The organism is Streptomyces sp. NPDC006365 (assembly GCF_042870755.1).
Classification (GTDB): domain Bacteria; phylum Actinomycetota; class Actinomycetes; order Streptomycetales; family Streptomycetaceae; genus Streptomyces; species Streptomyces xiangluensis.
This window is the reverse complement of sequence record NZ_JBIAHS010000002.1, coordinates 662,102-678,675: the sequence shown is the minus strand read 5'-3', so window position 1 is coordinate 678,675 and position 16,574 is coordinate 662,102. Positions and strand designations below refer to the sequence as shown.

General features: G+C 68.2%; 10 protein-coding genes. 4 read left to right on the top strand and 6 right to left on the bottom strand.

Annotation, left to right across the window (positions count from 1 at the left end):
- Positions 1-61: 61 nt before the first annotated feature.
- Positions 62-5,245 (top strand): family 43 glycosylhydrolase, encoded by a 5,184-nt coding sequence (locus tag ACFYO0_RS08130; protein WP_388672422.1) that lies wholly within the window; start codon positions 62-64, stop codon positions 5,243-5,245.
- A gap of 205 nt (positions 5,246-5,450) precedes the next feature.
- Positions 5,451-7,883: a SpoIIE family protein phosphatase gene (locus ACFYO0_RS08125; RefSeq protein WP_388672418.1), complete on the top strand. Its 2,433-nt coding sequence runs from the start codon at positions 5,451-5,453 to the stop codon at positions 7,881-7,883.
- A 48-nt stretch (positions 7,884-7,931) separates the two neighbouring features.
- On the opposite strand, the gene yjfF is transcribed toward ACFYO0_RS08125, so the two are convergent.
- The 6 genes from yjfF to ACFYO0_RS08095 form a co-directional block, all read right to left on the bottom strand.
- Positions 7,932-8,960, bottom strand: coding sequence for a galactofuranose ABC transporter, permease protein YjfF (gene yjfF / locus ACFYO0_RS08120; protein ID WP_388672415.1), 1,029 nt, complete (start codon positions 8,958-8,960; stop codon positions 7,932-7,934).
- Positions 8,960-10,072: an ABC transporter permease gene (locus ACFYO0_RS08115; RefSeq protein ID WP_388672412.1), complete on the bottom strand. Its 1,113-nt coding sequence runs from the start codon at positions 10,070-10,072 to the stop codon at positions 8,960-8,962. The genes yjfF and ACFYO0_RS08115 overlap by 1 nt, the downstream gene beginning before the upstream one ends.
- The gene (locus ACFYO0_RS08110) at positions 10,069-11,607 is read right to left on the bottom strand and encodes a sugar ABC transporter ATP-binding protein (protein ID WP_388672409.1); all 1,539 of its coding nucleotides are present in this window, start codon (positions 11,605-11,607) and stop codon (positions 10,069-10,071) included. Before ACFYO0_RS08110 ends, ACFYO0_RS08115 begins: the two co-directional genes overlap by 4 nt.
- Before the next feature lie 108 nt (positions 11,608-11,715).
- The gene (locus ACFYO0_RS08105) at positions 11,716-12,726 is read right to left on the bottom strand and encodes an ABC transporter substrate-binding protein (RefSeq protein WP_388672406.1); all 1,011 of its coding nucleotides are present in this window, start codon (positions 12,724-12,726) and stop codon (positions 11,716-11,718) included.
- Positions 12,727-12,867: 141 nt separating this feature from the next.
- Entirely contained in the window at positions 12,868-13,932 is a 1,065-nt protein-coding gene (locus ACFYO0_RS08100) for a LacI family DNA-binding transcriptional regulator (RefSeq protein WP_388672403.1), read from the bottom strand.
- 422 nt (positions 13,933-14,354) lie between these two features.
- The gene (locus ACFYO0_RS08095; RefSeq protein WP_388672400.1) at positions 14,355-15,353 is read right to left on the bottom strand and encodes an NADP-dependent oxidoreductase; all 999 of its coding nucleotides are present in this window, start codon (positions 15,351-15,353) and stop codon (positions 14,355-14,357) included.
- 87 nt (positions 15,354-15,440) lie between these two features.
- Between ACFYO0_RS08095 and ACFYO0_RS08090 the strand changes: the two genes are divergently transcribed.
- Positions 15,441-15,881: a MarR family winged helix-turn-helix transcriptional regulator gene (locus tag ACFYO0_RS08090; RefSeq protein WP_388672397.1), complete on the top strand. Its 441-nt coding sequence runs from the start codon at positions 15,441-15,443 to the stop codon at positions 15,879-15,881.
- 225 nt (positions 15,882-16,106) lie between these two features.
- Positions 16,107-16,559, top strand: coding sequence for a Fur family transcriptional regulator (locus ACFYO0_RS08085; protein WP_386348242.1), 453 nt, complete (start codon positions 16,107-16,109; stop codon positions 16,557-16,559).
- Positions 16,560-16,574: the final 15 nt, after the last annotated feature.

Here is a 16,574-nt window from a genome sequence, read left to right as displayed (position 1 = left end):
AGGGCCCGCCACCCGCCCTCTCGTCGTGCCTTGAGCGATGTCTCAAAGAGGAGACTTGAATATGCCGCAGATCGAATGGCCTCGCAGCCGCGCGAGACGTTGGGCGGGCCGTCTCGCCGGACTGACCGCCGCGTCGCTGTTCCTGGGTCTAGCCGGACCCGTCGCCCCCGCGCAGGCGGCGGAGATCACCGATGGCCTGGCCCTCTGGTACAAGCTCGACGCCGCCTCCGGCACCACCGTGACCGACGCGTCCGGCAACGGGCGGACCGGCACGCTGAACGGTGCGGCCGGCTGGTCCGGCAACGGTGAGGGGCTCGCCTTCAACGGCTCCGACACCTACATCAAGGTGCCGGACAACATCATGAGCGGCATGGACTCGATCTCCGTCTCGATGGACGTGAAGATCGACTCCACCCAGACCACCCCGTACTTCATCTACGGCTTCGGCAACACCAGCAACGGCGTCGGCAACGGCTATCTGTTCACCACCGGCAACTCGTTCCGGACCTCCATCGCGTCCGGGAACTGGTCCACCGAGAAGACCACCACGGGCTCCGCCGCCCTGCAGCGCTCCGTCTGGAAGCACGTCACGTACACCCAGACCGGCACCACGGGCGTCTTGTACGAGGACGGCGTGGAGGTGGCCCGCAACACGTCGGTCTCCGTCACCCCCGGCTCCATCGGCTCCGGCACCACGACGGCCAACTACATCGGCAAGTCCGTCTACACCAGCGACAAGCTCTTCAAGGGCAAGATCCGCGACTTCCGGGTGTACGACAGGGCGCTGGCCGGCTCGGAGGTCGAGCAGCTCTCCCTCCCCGTCGCCACCGAGGGCGTCGCCGCCGACAAGGCCGCTCTCACCCTCGGCGACACCAGCGCCGTCGTCTCGGACCTGACGCTGCCGAAAGCCGGCGCGGCCGGCGGCTCCACGATCAGCTGGAAGAGCGACAACCCCTCCGTGGTCTCCGACTCCGGCGCCGTGACCCGCCCGGCCGCCGGCGAACCGGACGGCCACGCCACGCTCACGGCAACCCTGAAGAAGGGACCCGTGACCGACACCAAGACCTTCGACATCACGGTCCCCGCCGCCTTCGACGACGCCATGGCGACCCGGCAGGCCGCCGACGCGCTGTCCGTCCACAACCTCGACGACGTACGCGGCAACCTCACCCTCCCCGCGACCGGCGACTACGGCACGAAGGTCGCCTGGTCCTCCGCCAAGCCGGACATCGTGTCCGCCGACGGCGTGGTGAACCGCCCCGCGCACGGCGACGGCGACACCACCGTGGAGCTGACCGCCACCGTCACCAAGGGGGACGCCAAGGCGACCCGGGCGTTCACCGCCCAGGTGCACGAACTCCCCGCCAAGGAGCCCCTCAAGGGCTATATGTTCAGCTACTTCACCGGCGAGGGCACCTCGGACGGCGAACAGCTCTACGCCGCCCTCAGCAAGGGCAACGACCCGCTGAAATGGCGGGAGCTGAACGACGGCAAGCCCGTCCTGACGTCCACGCTCGGTGAGAAGGGTCTGCGCGACCCGTTCATCATCCGCTCCCCCGAGGGCGACAAGTTCTACCAGATAGCCACCGACCTGCGGATCTACGACGGCAACGGCTGGGACGCCTCGCAGCGCACCGGCAGCAAGTCCATCATGGTCTGGGAGTCCACCGACCTGGTGAACTGGACCGACCAGCGTCTGGTCAAGGTCTCGCCCGACGCGGCCGGCAACACCTGGGCGCCGGAGGCCTTCTACGACGCCGAGCGCGGCGAGTACGTCGTCTTCTGGGCGTCGAAGCTGTACGACAACGAGGCGCACTCCGGCGACACGTACAACCGCATGATGTACGCCACCACCCGCGACTTCCACACCTTCAGCGAGCCCAAGGTCTGGATCGACCGCGGCTACTCGGTCATCGACTCCACGGTGATCAAGCACGACGGGACGTACTACCGTCTGTCCAAGGACGAGCGGAACAACACGTCCTCCACCCCGTACAGCAAGTTCATCTTCGAGGAGAAGAGCGACTCGCTCCTCGACCTGTCCTGGGACTTCGTCAAGGAGGGCATCGGCAAGGACGCGATGAGCGCCGCCGAGGGACCGCTGGTCTTCAAGTCCAACACCGAGGAGAAGTGGTACGCGTTCCTCGACGAGTTCGGCGGCCGCGGCTACATCCCCTTCGAGACGACGGACCTCGCTTCGGGCAACTGGACTCCGTCCACGGGATATGACCTGCCGTCAAAGCCCCGCCACGGCACGGTGCTTCCGGTCACGCAGGCCGAGTACGACCGGCTGTTGCGCGCCTACCAGCCCGACCAGCTCGTCGAGTCCGTCGAGGACGTCTCGGTGAAGACGCGCGTCGGTGACGCCCCGGTCCTGCCGGGAACCGTGATCGCCGAGTACGCCGACGGGGTCAAGCGCCCGGTCTCCGTCACCTGGGACGACGTCCCGGCCTCGGCCTACGCGCAGGCCGGCACCTTCACGGTCACGGGCACCCTGCCCGACGGCGCCGCGCTCACGGCCAAGGCAGAGGTCACGGTCTCGGCGGAGGGCCCCGACGTGCCCGCCGACCTGCTGCTCCGCTACGACTTCGACGAGACCGGCGGCAACATCGCGCGTGACTCCAGCGGGCACGGCTACCACGGCACGTACGTCCGTACGCCCGACTTCGGAACGGGGGTGAAGGACGGCTCCTTCAGGATGTCCGGCGGTTCCAGCTCCTCCACCACCTCCCCGTACGTCAGGATCCCGAACGGCGTGCTGAAGGGCGCTGACAGCGTCACCGTCTCCACGTACGTGAAGTGGAAAGGCGGGGACAACTTCCAGTGGCTCTTCGGGCTGGGCCCGGACAGCAACAAGTACCTCTTCGCCACCCCGTCCAACGGCGCAGGCAAGGTCTTCTCCGCGATCACCAAGGCCACTTGGTCGGGTGAGAAGCAGATGATCGGCGGCTCGCAGCTCACCCCCGGTGCGTGGAAGCACGTCACCGTCACGGTGAACGGCGCGACCGAGACGGCGGTCCTCTACGTCGACGGCGCCGAGGCGGCCCGGGCGACCGGGGTCACCATCAAACCGTCCGAGATGTACGACGCGTCGAAGGGCTACTCCGGCTACATCGGCAGGTCCATGTACTCCCCCGACCCGTACTTCGGCGGCGAGGTGGACGACTTCCGGATCTACAACCGGGCCCTGTCGCCCGCCGAGATCCTGGAGCTCAGCGGAAACACCACGGGTATCGCCTCGGCGACCCACCCCGCGTTGAAGGTCGACGCGATCATCGACGACGCGGACAGCAGGATCACGCTCCCGCTGACCGAGGGCAGTGATGTGACCGCCCTGGCACCGGAGTTCGGCCTCGCCCACGGCGCGACCATCAGCCCCGCGTCCGGCTCGCTCCACGACTTCACCGAGCCGGTGACGTACGAGGTGACCGGCTCGGACGGCAAGAAGCGCACCTGGACGGTCCGGGCCCTCGAGATGAAGAGCCCGGTCCTGCCGGGACTCAACGCCGACCCGAACATCGTCAGGTTCGGCGACACCTTCTACATCTACCCGACCACCGACGGCTTCCCGGGCTGGAGCGGCACGCAGTTCAAGGCGTACTCCTCCAAGGACCTGGTGCACTGGAAGGACCACGGAGTCATCCTCGACCTCGGTCCGGACATCAGCTGGGCCGACAGCCGGGCCTGGGCGCCGACGATGGAGGAGAAGAACGGGAAGTACTACTTCTACTTCTCCGCCGACACCAACATCGGCGTCGCGGTCTCCGACTCGCCCACCGGCCCGTTCAAGGACCCCCTGGGCAAGCCGCTGGTCGCCCGCGGCGCCTACACCGGCCAGATGATCGACCCGGCGGTCTTCACCGACGACGACGGCCAGTCGTACCTCTACTGGGGCAACGGCCGGGCGTACGTCGTCCCCCTGAACGACGACATGGTCTCCTTCGACGCCTCGAAGGTCACCGACATCACCCCCAGCGGCTACAACGAGGGCACCTTCGTCATCAAGCGCAAGGGCACCTACTACTTCATGTGGTCGGAGAACGACACGCGGGACGAGAACTACCGCGTCGCCTACGCCACCGGATCCTCGCCGACCGGTCCCTGGACCAAGAAGGGCGTGATCCTGGAGAAGGACCTCTCGCTCGGCATCAAGGGGCCCGGCCACCACTCGGTGGTGAAGGTGCCGAACACCGACGACTGGTACATCGCCTACCACCGGTTCGCCATCCCCGGCGGTGACGGCACCCACCGTGAAACCACCATCGACAAGCTGGAGTTCGACTCCGACGGCCTGATCAAGAAGGTCGTACCGACACTGGCGAGCATCGACCCGGTCACCATCGTCCGCGCCGGGCCCGACGCCGCCGGCACCGAGGGCGGCGCGATCCCGCTCACCGGCACCATCTCCGGAGCCGGCGACCCGAAGTGGACGGTGGAGGACGGAGCGCCCTGCGCCTTCTCCGACCCCGACGCCATCCTGACCACGATCACCTGCGACGACGACGGCACGTACGAGGTCACGCTGACCGGCGGCCGCGGCAGTGACACGCTCACCGTCACGGTGGACAACGCGGCGCCGGTGATCACGGCGGGTACGGGCCCGAAGGACCCGGTGGCGGCGGGCAGGAGCGCGGTCGTCACGGCCGACTTCACCGACCTCGGCTCCGGCGACACCCAGACCTGCCGGGTCGACTGGAAGGACGGCACCGAACCGGCCACCGGAACGGTCAGCGGCTCCCGCTGCGAAGCCACCCACACCTACACCAAGGCGGGCATTCACCGCCCGGAGATCACGGTCACGGACGACGACGGTGGCTCGGACAGCGCCAAGCTCCCCGAACTGATCGTGTACGACCGGGCGGCCGGGCCGATCGCGGGCGTCGGCGTGATCTCCTCCCCGGCCGGCGCCTACCCCGCCAAGCCCACCCTGACCGGTCCGGCGGGCTTCTCCTTCGGCGCCACGTACAAGAAGGGGGCCACCGTCCCGAGCGGCGGCGCCACCTTCGACTACGCGGCCGCCAAGCTGAAGTTCCGTTCCACCTCCTCCGACTGGCTGGTGGTCACCGGCGCCGATGCCCAGTACCAGGGCTCCGGCACGGTCAACGGCACCAGCGGCTACGGCTTCCGTATCACCGTCACCAACTCCCCCGACACGTACCGCATCAAGATCTGGAAGAAGACCACCGGCGACGTCCTCTACGACAACCTCACCGGCAGCAAGGCCTACGGCATCATCTTCGGCTGACGGCCCAACTCCCCACGATGGAGCGGCGCCCGGGGCCTTGCCCCGGGCGCCGCTCGTTGCCGCGCGCGAAGGCAGCCAGTTCGGCCATACGGCTGCAGTGGCCCCGGCCCGCGTCTTAGTCTCAGAACGATAACTTTGTTCGCTGTGGGCACGTGCATTCCATGGCTCAACATCTCGGGGGCGGGAGAAACGAGACCGGCAAACGATGAGCTGGCACAAGGACGCAGCAGGCAAACGCCCGAAGGCCTCATACGACGAGGCCCGTTCGGCACAGGCACAGGACGAGGCCTGTTCGGCACAGGTGGTCATCGACAGCACCGGCACCATCGCCGAGTGGAGCGAGGGTGCCGAAAAACTGCTGGGTCACACAGCTCCGGACGTCGTCGGCCGGCCCGCGGGGCAGCTGCTGGCCCCAGGCAGCAAGGTCGTGCTCCCCGAGCCGGAGACCGAACGCTGGAGCGGCACGCTCACCCTGTCCCACCGCGACGGCCATGAGCTGTCCGTGTGGCTGCTCGCCCATCGCAGTCGGCCGGAACTCGGCGACAGCAGCGACTGGCTGGTCGTCTGCCCTCTTGAGGAGAGAGGTCCACTGCCACCGGACGACCCTTTGTCGACAGCGGTGTTGGCGCAGTCCCCCTGCGCCATGGCGGTCTACGACGCGCGGTTACGGCTGCACAGGATCAACGAGGCGATGGAACGCGTCATCGGCCTGCCCGAGGAGCGCATACGCGGCCTGCGGCTCACGGAGATCGGCGGCAAGCGGCAGAGCGTGGAGTTGGAGAAGCACCTGCGCCGGGTGTTCCTCACCGGGCAACGGCAGGACGTGGACATCCACTTACGCACGGGTGGCGAGGAGCACGCACACGCGTGGTCGGCGAGATTCACGCCGCTGACCGACGCCGATGGGCTGGTCATCGGTGTCTCTCTGGCCGCCCACGACATCACGGAGCAGGACCTGGCCCGCCGGCGGCTGCAGTTGGTCAACGAGGCGAGCATCCGCATCGGCACCACCCTCGACGTCACGCGCACCGCCCAGGAACTGGCCGATGTGTGCGTACCCTCTCTCGCCGACTTCGTGAGCGTCGACCTCATGCACCCGCTGGACGACGACGGGGAGCGGCGGACGGGGACACCGGCCGTGCCTGTCGTCCTGCGCCGCGCCGCCCATCGGTCGATCACGCCGGGATCCCCCGAAGCGGTGGTCCAGCCGGGCGAGGTCGACGCGTATCCGGCCTCGTCACCGCAGGCCGACTCCCTGCTGGCCGGCCGGACGATCGTGAGGTCGGACCCGGTCACCGCCCTCCAGGAATGGCTCGCAGGGGACGAGTTGCGCAGTGAGCGGGTCAAGGAGTACGGCGTGCACTCGGCGATGTCGGTCCCGATCCGGGCCCGCGGCGCCACACTCGGCGTGGCCGTGTTCGTGCGGTACCGCAGTCCGGAACCCTTCACCGCCGACGACGCCCTGCTGGCCGAGGAGATCACGGCCAGGGCGGCGGTCTGCGTCGACAACGCCCGCCGGTTCTCCCGCGAACGCGAGACCGCACTGGCCCTGCAGCGCAGCCTGCTGCCGCAGACGCTGCCCCGCACGGCGGCGCTGCGGGCGGCTTCGCGCTATCTGCCGGCGGCCCGCGCGGAGGTGGGCGGGGACTGGTTCGATGTCATTCCGCTGTCCGGTCTGCGCGTCGCCATGGTGGTCGGTGACGTCGTCGGCCACGGGATCCAGGCCTCCGCCACCATGGGGAGGCTCCGCACAGCCGTACGCACGCTCGCCGACGTCGACCTGGCGCCGGACGAGTTGCTGACACACCTGGACGACCTCGTCGTCCGGCTCTCCGCGGAGGCCGGCAACGGAGAGGCCGCCGGCGAGGTGGGCGCCACCTGCCTGTACGCGGTGTACGACCCGGTCTCGCGCCACTGCTCGTTCGCCAGGGCCGGCCATCCGCCACCTGTCATGGTCGTCCCGGGCGGTTCCCCGCAGCGGATCGACGTCCCCGCGGGTCCGCCGCTGGGCGTGGGCGGACTGCCCTTCGAGCGCGTGGAGTGCGAACTGCCCGAAGGCACCGTGCTCGCTCTGTGCACCGACGGCCTGATCGAAAACCGGGTCAGGGACATCGACGCGAGCTATGAGCTCCTGTATCAGGTGCTGTCGCGATCCGCCGGTTCGCTGGACGAGACGTGCCACGATCTCGTCCAGACCCTGCTTCCCCCTGAGGGTGCGGCGGACGACGTGGCCCTCCTGCTGGCCCGCACCCAGGGCCTGGCGGCCTCACGGGTGGCAACCTGGGACGTTCCCACTGACCCCGCCCTGGTGGCCAGGACCAGGAAGTACGCGGTCGAACAGCTGGATGTCTGGGGCCTGGACGAGGCGGCGTTCGCGGCCGAACTCGTGGTGAGCGAACTCGTCACGAACGCCATCCGGCACGGCAGTCCGCCCATCAGGCTGCGCCTGATCCACGACGACGCCACGCTGATCTGTGAGGTGTCGGACGGCAGCAGCACGGCACCGCACCTGCGCCGGGCCAAGACCTTCGACGAGGGCGGTCGCGGACTCCTTCTCGTCGCCCAGCTCACCGAGCGCTGGGGCAGCCGCCACACGGACGACGGCAAGACGATCTGGGCGGAACTGGCGCTGGGCTGATGATGGCGGGAGGTACGGTCCGGTCGCCGACCGGACCGTACCTCCGGGTCAGGTCTTCTTACGAGCCGTCATCGCCCGCTGGATCAGGATGAAGGCGCACAGCAGCACACCGGTGGCGATCTTCGTCCACCAGGAGCTGAGCGTGCCCTCGAACTGGATGATGCTCTTGATCAGGCCCAGTACCAGCACGCCGAACAGGGTGCCGATCACATAGCCGGAGCCACCCGTGAGCAGCGTGCCGCCGATGACGACCGCGGCGATCGCGTCAAGTTCCATGCCCGTGGCGTGCAGCGGGTCACCGGACTGGATGTAGAGGGTGAACAGCAGTCCGGCGAGCGCCGAGCAGAAGCCGCTGATCGTGTAGACGGCGATCTTCGTGCCGCCCTGCGGAAGGCCCATCAGCATGGCCGACTGTTCGTTGCCGCCGACGGCGTACACCCGGCGTCCGAAGCGCGTGTAGTGCAGGACGTAGAACGCCACGGCGAGGACGACCAGCGCGACGATCGCGCCGATCGACAGGAAGCCCATCCCCAGGTTCACCTGCGCCTGGGCCATGCTGCTGACCGAGGCGTCGCCGATGGAGATGGACTCCTTGCTGATGACCAGGCACAGGCCCCGGAAGAGGAAGAGGCCGGCCAGGGTCACGATGAAGGGCTGGATCTCGAAGTTGTGGATCACATAGCCCATCAGGAAGCCACCGAAGGCGCCCACGGCCAGCGCCATGGGGATGACGATCAGGATCGGCAGGCCCTGACGCTCCACCAGCCATGCCGTGAACATGGTCGTGAAGCCGATCACGGAGCCCACGGACAGGTCGATGCCGCCGGACAGGATGACGAAGGTGACCCCGACGGCGGCGACCAGCAGATAGCCGTTGTCGATGAACAGGTTCATGAAGACCTGTGGTTCGCCGAACCCGTAGTTCTGGTACCGGCTCAGGCCCGCCACGTACATCGCGAGGAAGAGACCGGCCGTCACCAGGACGGGCAGCCGCCGGTCGCCGAGCAGCTGCGCGGCCTTGGACGGAGTACGGCTGTCCGGGGCCGGGGGACGCTTGGTGGTCGTGGTCGTGCTCATCACGACACCTCCATCTTGGGAGCGGCCTCGGTCGCCTTGGCGGTCTGCACCGGTACCACGGCGGGCTGACCGGCGCCGCCCTTCGCACCGGGCTTGTTTCCGAACCTGCCGCCGAAGGCCTTGGCGCGGAACTTCGGGGACTGCAGCAGGCAGACGACGATGACGACGGCGGCCTTGAAGACCAGGTTGGTCTGGGTCGGCACGCCGATGGTGTAGATCGTGGTGGTCAGGGTCTGGATGACGAGGGCGCCGATCACCGTGCCGCCGATGGAGAACCGGCCGCCCAGCAGAGAGGTGCCGCCGATCACCACGGCGAGGATCGCGTCGAGTTCGATCCACAGGCCGGCGTTGTTGCCGTCCGCGGCCGAGGTGTTGGAGCTGATCATCAGGCCCGCGATGCCCGCGCACAGCGCGCAGAACACGTACACCATGATCTTGATGCGCCGGGAGCGGATGCCCACCAGGCGGCTGGCCTCCGCATTGCCGCCGACCGACTCCACGAGCAGGCCGAGCGCCGTCCTGCGGGTCAGCACCACGGTGATGGCGACGACCGCCGCGACCACGAAGATGGAGAAGGGCAGCGTCAGCCAGTAGCCGCCGCCGATGAGCTTGTACGGCTCGCTGTTGATGGTGATGATCTGGCCGTCGGTGACCAGCTGGGCGACCCCGCGTCCGGCGACCATGATGATCAGCGTGGCGATGATCGGCTGGATGCCCATCCTGGCGACCAGGAAGCCGTTCCACAGTCCGCAGACGACCGCGGCCAGCAGTCCGATGCCCAGGGCGAGGAACACCCCGGACAGGGCGCTCTGATCGGACTGGTCGCTGATGTACGAACAGGTCAGGGCCCCGGTGATGGCGACCACGGCGCCGACGGAGAGGTCGATGCCGCCGGTGGCGATGACCAGGGTCATGCCGACCGCCACCAGGATGAGGGGCGAGCCGAACAGCACGATCGAGACGAGGCTGCCGTGGAGGTGGCCGTTCGTCATGCGGATCGAGAAGAAGTCAGGCGTAAAGGGAACGTTGACGAGCAGCAGCACGACCAGGACCGCGATCGGCCAGAACAGGTGGTGGTGCGTCAGCGCTCGCCATCGGGGGGTGGTGGTCACTGGTGCTCTCCGCTCGCGATGGTCTCCAGGATCCGGCTGGGAGTGATCTCGGGCCCGTTGGCGATCTGCGCGACCAGCCGGCGATCGCGGAGGACTCCGATGGTGTGACTGAGCCGGAGTACCTCCTCCAGCTCGGCCGCGATGTACAGCACGGACATGCCCTCTTCGGAGAGTGAGACGACGAGCTTCTGGATCTCCGCCTTCGCTCCGACGTCGATGCCGCGCGTCGGTTCGTCGAGAATCAGCAGCTTCGGCTGGGTGATCAGCCAGCGGGCGAGCAGTACCTTCTGCTGGTTGCCGCCGCTGAGCAGGCCGACGCGGGCCTCCGGGTTGGCGGGGCGGATGTCCAGCGCCTTGATGTACTTGGCGACGAGTTCGTCACGCTGTGAGGCGGGGATGGGCCGGGTCCAGCCGCGGGCCGCCTGGAGGGCGAGGATGATGTTCTCGCGCACTGTCAGATCGGGTACGAGACCTTCGCTCTTGCGGTTCTCGGAGCAGAAGGCGACACCCGCGCCGATCGCGTCGTTCGGGGCGCTCATCGAGACCTGCTTGCCGCCGATGGACACCTTGCCGCTGTCGGGCTGGTCGGCGCCGAAGAGAAGCCGGGCGAGTTCGGTGCGGCCCGAGCCGAGCAGGCCGGCGAGTCCGAGGACCTCGCCTTCCTTGATCTCCAGGTCGAAGGGGGCGATGCCACCCGTCCTGCCGAGGCCGTCCGCCTGGACCAGCGTCTCACCGACTTCGGAGCGCAGCTGGTGCTCGTGGAGGCCCTCGAGCTGGCCCAGGGCCTTGCCGATCATGAGCTGGATCAGTCCGACCTGGTCGAGCTCGCTCACCATGTGTTCGCCGACGAGAGCGCCGTTGCGCAGAACGGTCATCCGGTCGCAGATCTCGTAGATCTGGTCGAGGAAGTGGGAGACGAAGAGGATCGCGACGCCTTCGTCCCTCAACTGCCGCATCAGGCGGAACAGTTCGAGGACTTCGTCGCGGTCGAGGCTGGAGGTCGGCTCGTCCAGGACCAGCACCTTGGTGCCGGAACCCTCGCCGTCGCTGTCGCCGGTGCCCACCGACCGTACGATCGCGACCAGTTGCTGCACGGCCAGCGGGTACGAGGACAGGGGCGCGGTGACGTCGATGTCGAGGCCGAGCCGGTCGACCAGCTCCGCCGCCTCCTTGCGCATGCGCTTCCACTGGATGCGGCCCGCGCGGGTGGGTTCACGTCCGATGAAGATGTTCTCCGCCACCGACAGGTTGGGGCAGAGGTTCACCTCCTGGTAGACCGTGCTGATGCCGGCCTGCTGCGCCTGCAGCGGGCTGTCGATCTGCACGGACTGCCCGTCGAGGGTGATCGTGCCGCCGTCCAGCGAGTAGACGCCGGTCAGCACCTTGATGAGGGTGGACTTCCCGGCCCCGTTCTCGCCCATCAGGGCGTGGATCTCGCCGGGGAAGAGCCGGAAGTCGACACCCGACAGAGCCCGTACCCCCGGAAACTCTTTGACTATGCCCGTCATCTCCAGGACGGGCTGCGGCTCTGCCATGGCAGCGCTCCTCATGAATTTCGTTCAGGCCCGCAGGGAGCCCCCTGGACAGCCCTCTGGACGGAGGGCTCGGTCGGGCGGAGGCTCCCTGCCGGTGGGTGCGGTCGGTCAGTACTTGCGGCTCGGGAGCACTTCCTTGGCCTGGTCCTGCATGAAGTCGCTCTCCTTGGTCTTGATCCAGCGCTCGACCGTCTCGCCGTCCTTGACCTTCTGCACGACCTCCATCAGCTGAGGGCCGAGCAGCGGGTTGCACTCGACGATGGCGTTGATCTTGCCCTCGGACATCGCGACGAAGCCGTCCTTCACGCCGTCGACCGTGACGATCAGGATGTCCTTGCCGGGCTTCTTGCCGGCCGCCTCGATGGCCTGGATGGCGCCGATGCCCATGTCGTCGTTGTGCGCGAACAGCACGTCGATGTCCGGGTTGGACTGCAGGAAGGCCGCCATGACCTGCTTGCCGCCGGCGCGGGTGAAGTCACCGGTCTGGCTGACGACGATCTTCCAGTCGTCCTTGTGGTCCGCGTCCATGACCTCCTTGAAGCCCTTGGCACGCTCGATCGCGGGGGCGGCACCGGTGGTGCCCTCCAGCTGAGCGATCTTCACGGGGCCCTTGTGACCGGCCTTCTCGAGGACCTTCTCCAGGATCTTGGCCGCGCGCCGGCCCTCGTCCGTGAAGTCCGAGCCGACCAGCGTGACGAACAGGGACTCGTCGGAGGTCTCGACGGAACGGTCGGTGAGGACGACCGGGATCTTCTTGGCCTTGGCCTCCTTGAGCACCGCGTCCCAGCCGGTGACGACCACCGGCGAGAAGGCTATGACGTCCACCTTCTGGGCGATGAAGCTGCGGATCGCGGAGATCTGGTTCTCCTGCTTCTGCTGCGCGTCGGAGAACTTGAGCGTGTAGCCCGCCTCCTTGGCCGCGCTCTTCACCGAGTCGGTGTTGGCGGAGCGCCAGCCGCTCTCCGAGCCGACCTGGGAGAAGCCGAGGGTGAGCTTCTTGCCGCCGCTGCCGCCGGCGGAGGAACTCGAGGAGCTCTCGTCCTCCTTGGCGCAGGCCGCCAGGCCGCCCGCGGCCGCCACGCCGACCGCCGCGGTGAGGAAGTTCCTTCTGTTGAGCATGTCTTCTCCTTTGAAGTGCCGGCCCGGCGAGGGACTCGCTGGTACTCGGTGGAACGGCCGGCCGCACTACGTCCAGCCTGTCGATCATTGTTCGAAATTCCGGTCACGCTGGCATGTACAGGGCGACCGGTTGCCGCCGCGTCAGTCTGGAGCGCCCTCCGCATGGAGGGCGTACGGAGGTTGAGGGCCGTACGGAAAGGTACTGGCGCGGACGACGAGTTGGGGTTCGATGGCGATCCGGGCTGTCCCGGAAGGGGCCCGGCCCTCCATGAGATCGAGGAGCAGGGCGATGCTCCGCTCGCCGACCGTCGAGAAGTCCTGCCGGACGGTGGTGAGTGGAGGGGCGAAGAACTCCGACTCCGGAATGTCGTCGAAGCCGACCACCGCCACGTCCTGGGGAGTTCTCACACCCGCCTCACGCAGGGCCCGCAACACCCCCAGTGCCATCTGGTCGTTGGCGACGAAGACTGCGGTCAGCCCGCGGCCCACCCAGCCGGCCAGTTCCTGGCCGGCACGGTAGCCCGACAGCGGACTCCAGTCACCCCTGAGAGGCAGTGGCGGTTCGACGCCCGCCTCGTCGAGGGTCGCCCGCCAGCCGGCGGTCCGGTCCGCCGCCTCCTGCCAGTCCTCGGGCCCGGCGAGATGCCAGACCCTGCGGTGGCCGGCGGCCAGCAGATGACCGGTGGCCAGCCGAGCGCCCAGCTGCTGGTCCACGTTGACGCTGGGGACCTCGGCGCCGGACCCGGTGCCCACCGCCACCACCGGGAAGGGGTAGCGGAGTTCGGCGAGGGCCTCGACCGCCGACCGCTGCGGGGCGATGGCGATGACGCCTTCCACCCCGCCCTCACTGAGGCGGTCCAGGGCCTCGGACAGCGTCTCCACCGTCAGCCTGCGCAGACTGACCGTCGAGACGAGGTACCCCTCGGCGCGAGCCGCTTCCTCCAGCGCGAACAACGTGCTGGCCGGCCCGTAGAGCGTGGTGTTGGAGGCGACCACACCCAGGGTCCGGGTGCGCCGGGTCGCCAGTGCCCGTGCGGAGAAGTTACGGCGGTAGCCCATCTCGTCGATCGCGCGCAGCACTTTGGCCCGGGTCTCGTCCCGCACGTTGGGGTGATCCCCCAGCACGCGGGACACGGTCTGGTGGGACACCCCTGCCAGTCGTGCGACATCCGCCATGGTGGGCGGCCGAAGCTGTGCTTGTGTCACGGCCACACCTCCTTGGATGCCGTTGAACACCGTTGGCCGACGACGAACGCCGACCGGTTGATGCGGACGTCATTGTGAGCGCTAACAATCCATGGCGGTCAAGAGGGCTGCAAGGAGAAGGCGTCACGGTTGAATAACACGGCAGGCGAGGGGGCTTGAGGCGGCGGCCGACTGCGACAGCGGAGCCCCTCCGAGGCGAAAGCCCCGGCCACGAGGTATTGACGTCGGCCCCTCATGGCCGTAAATCGATGTGGGTGGGCAAGTCCCTTGGCGTGCAGGGGACTTGGACAACGTTGTTAACGCCGTCCGCCGACGGCTCGACGACGCTCGCCGTACGCACGAGAAGCCGTACGCACAGAAGAGGCCGCACCCATGCCGGCGGGTGCGGCCTCTCCCTTGTCGGCCCAGGAGGCCGGCAGTCGTCAGAGCTTGACGATCATCTTCCCGGTGTTGTCGCCGCGCAGGACGCCGAGGAACGCCTCCAGGTTGTTCTCGATGCCCTCGACGACGGTCTCGCGGTACTTGAGGGCGCCGGAGGCGACCCAGGGGCCGACCTCCTGGACGAACTCGGCCTGAAGGTCGTAGTGGTCGCCGACGAGGACGCCCTCGACGCGGAGCCGGTTCTGAAGGATCTTGACCATGTTGCGCGGGCCGGGAGTCGGCTCGGTCGCGTTGTACTGGGAGATCATGCCGCAGATCACGGCCCGGCCCCGCAGGTTGAGCGCGCCGATCGCGGCCTCCAGGTGCTCTCCGCCGACGTTGTCGAAGTAGACGTCGATGCCGTCCGGGGCGGCCTCCTTGAGCTGCTCCCAGACCGGGCCGTTCTTGTAGTTGAAGGCGGCGTCGAAGCCGTACTCGTCGACGAGGAGCTTGACCTTCTCGTCGGAGCCGGCGGAGCCGATGACCCGCGAGGCGCCCTTGAGCTTGGCGATCTGGCCGACCTGGCTGCCGACCGCCCCGGCCGCGCCGGAGACGAAGACCGCGTCGCCCTCCTTGAAGGCGCCGACGCGCAGCAGACCCGCGTACGCGGTCAGGCCCGTCATGCCGAGCACACCGAGGTACGTGCTCAGCGGCGCCGCCTTCGGGTCCACCTTGACGGCCTGCTTGGCGTCCACGACGGCGTACTCCCGCCAGCCGAGGAAGTGCAGGACGTGGTCGCCGACCGCGATGCCCTCGGCGTTGGAGGCGACGACCTCGCCGACCGCGCCGCCCTGCATGGGCTTGCCGAGTTCATAGGGCGCGACGTACGACTTCGCGGCGTTCATACGGCCGCGCATGTACGGGTCCACGCTCAGGTACTGGTTGCGCACCAGCACCTGGCCCGGGCCCGGCTGCTCGACCTCGGTCTCGACGAGGGCGAAATCCTCGGGCCTGGGCCAGCCGACGGGGCGGCTGAGAAGGTGCCATTCGCGGTTGATCATGAGAGCCTTTCCATTTACTTCAGTACCTGAAACAAGCATGCTCCCAAATATTTCAGGTTGTCAAGTAATGGGAGTACGCTGGAGTCCATGGCAGCTCCCCAGAAGACCCGCCCCGACGCCCTGACCCTGGAGGTCGTCGATCTCATCGGCACGGTGGTGGCCCGCTACCACGAGGAGTACGACGACGCTGCCGCCGAGCATGCGCTGACGGGAGCACAGGCGCGGTTGCTGAGCCTGCTCTCGCTGGAGCCCCTGCCCATGCGGCGGCTGGCACAGAAGCTCAAGTGCGAGCCGTCGAATGTGACCGGGATAGTGGACCGGCTGGAGTCGCGCGGGCTGGTCGAGCGGCGACCCGATCCGGGTGACCGGCGCGTGAAGCTGGCGGCGGTGACGGATGAGGGGCGACGGGTCGCCCGGGGACTTCGCGACTCGCTGCACTTCGCGCGTGAGCCGCTGGCCGAGTTGTCGCGGGATGAGCGGCTGGCTTTGCGGGACCTGCTGCTGCGGATGCTCGGGACTGCGTCCTGAGGCAGGGCGCCTACGGGAGCGGGAAGTTGGGGGCCGCGGGCGGCTGCGGGTCCGTCGTGGCCCCTCGCACCCACGCGACGGAGCCGCAAAACCGATACAGCCCCGCGCCCCTTTTGTGCGCGCTGCCCGAACCGTGACGCACCCGAGAGCACCGTCCGACACTCCCCAAAATTAGAACCATTCTTTTTCTTGAACCATTCGTGTTTGTAGGGGTAGGTTGGGCGCATGACCACCTCCCAGCCTGCGACCACCGCCGATGAGCTGCGCGGTGTCGGCCTGCGGGTGACGGCCGGCCGTGTCGCGTTGCTGGAGACTGTCCGCCGCGGTGACCATCTCGGAGTCGAGGCGATCGCCTCCGGGGTGCGCGAGCGTGTGGGCCAGGTCTCCCTGCAGGCCGTGTACGAGGGCCTGCACGCACTGGTCGCAGCGGGCCTCGTACGCCGCATCGAACCGCCCGGCAGCCCGGCCCGGTTCGAGGGGCGAGTCGGGGACAACCATCACCACCTCGTGTGCCGGTCGTGCGGCGTCCTCGCCGACGTCGACTGCGCGGTCGGCCACGCTCCCTGCCTTGCCGCATCCGACGACCGCGGCTTCGCCATCGACGAGGCCGAGGTCATCTACTGGGGCCTGTGCCCCGACTGTTCCACCCCCGCGGTACCTGAGCACCGTGATCACTAGTAGTTCGGAAGGATT

What these genes read in the sequence shown, in the direction of transcription:
- ACFYO0_RS08110 (WP_388672409.1), bottom strand. Translation starts at nt 11,607, where the DNA reads ATGGCAGAGCCGCAGCCCGTCCTGGAGATGACGGGCATAGTCAAAGAG.
- ACFYO0_RS08130 (WP_388672422.1), top strand. Translation starts at nt 62, where the DNA reads ATGCCGCAGATCGAATGGCCTCGCAGCCGCGCGAGACGTTGGGCGGGC.
- ACFYO0_RS08125 (WP_388672418.1), top strand. Translation starts at nt 5,451, where the DNA reads ATGAGCTGGCACAAGGACGCAGCAGGCAAACGCCCGAAGGCCTCATAC.
- yjfF (WP_388672415.1), bottom strand. Translation starts at nt 8,960, where the DNA reads ATGAGCACGACCACGACCACCAAGCGTCCCCCGGCCCCGGACAGCCGT.
- ACFYO0_RS08090 (WP_388672397.1), top strand. Translation starts at nt 15,441, where the DNA reads ATGGCAGCTCCCCAGAAGACCCGCCCCGACGCCCTGACCCTGGAGGTC.
- ACFYO0_RS08105 (WP_388672406.1), bottom strand. Translation starts at nt 12,726, where the DNA reads ATGCTCAACAGAAGGAACTTCCTCACCGCGGCGGTCGGCGTGGCGGCC.
- ACFYO0_RS08085 (WP_386348242.1), top strand. Translation starts at nt 16,107, where the DNA reads ATGACCACCTCCCAGCCTGCGACCACCGCCGATGAGCTGCGCGGTGTC.
- ACFYO0_RS08095 (WP_388672400.1), bottom strand. Translation starts at nt 15,353, where the DNA reads ATGATCAACCGCGAATGGCACCTTCTCAGCCGCCCCGTCGGCTGGCCC.